Raw genomic sequence first — 1,730 nt, forward strand, 5'->3', positions numbered from 1 at the left:
ACAGCAATATACAGATGCGACAGATGGGCAAGATAGAGATGCGACATTTTTAGGTCGCGTGCTCTGTTCAGATCGAACGAGGAAAGGAAGACTGGCTCTCTATTGATGTGTATCAGTTTAGAGAGTTGCCATGTCTTGTTTGATTACTATGTCGCAGAGAGAACTCAATCGATTGGAAGTCATTCAGAAGATACGGGATCGCCGCCTGACCGTTATACAGGCCACCGCATTGCTCGATCTCAGCCGCAGCCAGATTCATCGTCTTTTACAGGCTTACGATAAACTTGGGAGTGCTGGACTGGTTTCGGGAAGACGCGGTCGCCCGAGCAATCATCGTTACAGCGAAGATTTCCGCAATGGTGTTCTGGATTTGGTGCGGGGTTATTATCGGGATTTCGGTCCGACACTGGCCTGTGAGAAGCTTGCCGAACGACACCAGCTTTCAGTCAGCAAGGAGACGCTGCGGCAATGGATGACGGTGGCTGGGTTGTGGACGTCGCGTCGTGAACGCAAGCGACAACTGCATCAGCCGCGCGGCCGGCGGGATTGTTTCGGTGAACTGGTGCAGATCGACGGGTCGCATCACTGGTGGTTTGAGGAGCGGGGTCCCAAATGCGCCCTCCTCGTTTATATTGACGATGCCACCGGCAAGCTTCTGCATCTGCGTTTTGCCGGATCAGAGAATACATTCGATTATTTTCATGCGACGAAGGCCTACTTGCAGGAATGGGGCAAGCCGCTGGCCTTTTACAGCGACAAGCATGGTGTGTTTCGCTCCACACATGGTTCAGAGAAAGATCGAACAAGCGGCCTGACACAGTTTGGTCGGGCACTTTATGAGCTCAACATCGATATTATCTGTGCCAATAATCCGCAGGCCAAAGGCCGTGTCGAGCGGGCCAACAGGACTTTGCAGGATCGCCTGGTGAAGGAATTGCGACTGCGCGGCATTGATACAATCGAAGCAGCAAATGCTTATGCGCCGGAATATATTGCAGACTTCAATGCCCGGTTTGGCAAGGAGCCGCGCAATCCGAAGGATATGCATCGACCGCTGGCCGGGCATGAGAACATCGACAGCGCGATGTGCCGGAAGGAAGTACGGACACTTTCGCAAACACTGACGCTGCGTTACGACAAGGTGCTGTTCATCCTGGAGCCGACGGAGCTTGCAAAGCGGCTGGCCCGACAGAAGGTGATTGTCTGCGATTATCCGGATGGCCGTCTGGAGATCATGCATGGAACGGACACCCTGCCCTATACAACCTTCGACAAGCTTCGTTCTGTTCACCGGTCGCCTGTTGTCGAGAACAAGCGATTGGATGACATGCTATCGATTGTGGCCGAGATGCAGGCAGGTCGGGAATTGCAACGCAGTAAGAGTGGACCACGCAGAACGGGGCAGACGAACCACATGTTTGGTGTTCGCGACGGCAGCACAGCCAACGGTTATCAGAAGCGTGAGCGCAAATCGCGCACCGCTTACATGAACGATCCTGAAGTTACTGCACGTCGGGAAAAAGCATTAGCCCGGTTGGCTGCAGCCGAGTGAAATGCCCATCTTTAATGACATTTGGCACTCTCAAAGCTAAAGCCGAAGAGGTGGATATTCACCCGCCCCCATTCCTCGCTTGCAACCCTGACCAGCCTCTCGGAATGGGGGCTGAACGTCAGCACCTGTCGCATTTCTATCTTGCTAAAAACGTCGCATCCCTAACTTGCTAAAACAA

1 protein-coding gene is annotated in these 1,730 nt (G+C 53.4%); it reads left to right on the forward strand.

All coding sequences use genetic code 11. The annotated features are described in order from the left end of the window. The first annotated feature begins 130 nt into the window (after positions 1-130). Positions 131-1,552 carry an ISNCY family transposase gene (locus ACS5UA_RS22770; RefSeq protein ID WP_443101883.1) on the forward strand — a complete coding sequence of 474 codons (1,422 nt, stop codon included), beginning with the start codon at positions 131-133 and terminating at the stop codon, positions 1,550-1,552. The last annotated feature ends 178 nt before the right edge of the window (positions 1,553-1,730 follow it).

The sequence above is a fragment of the Brucella sp. RRSP16 genome, assembly GCF_052246815.1.
Taxonomy (GTDB): Bacteria; Pseudomonadota; Alphaproteobacteria; order Rhizobiales; family Rhizobiaceae; genus Brucella; species Brucella intermedia.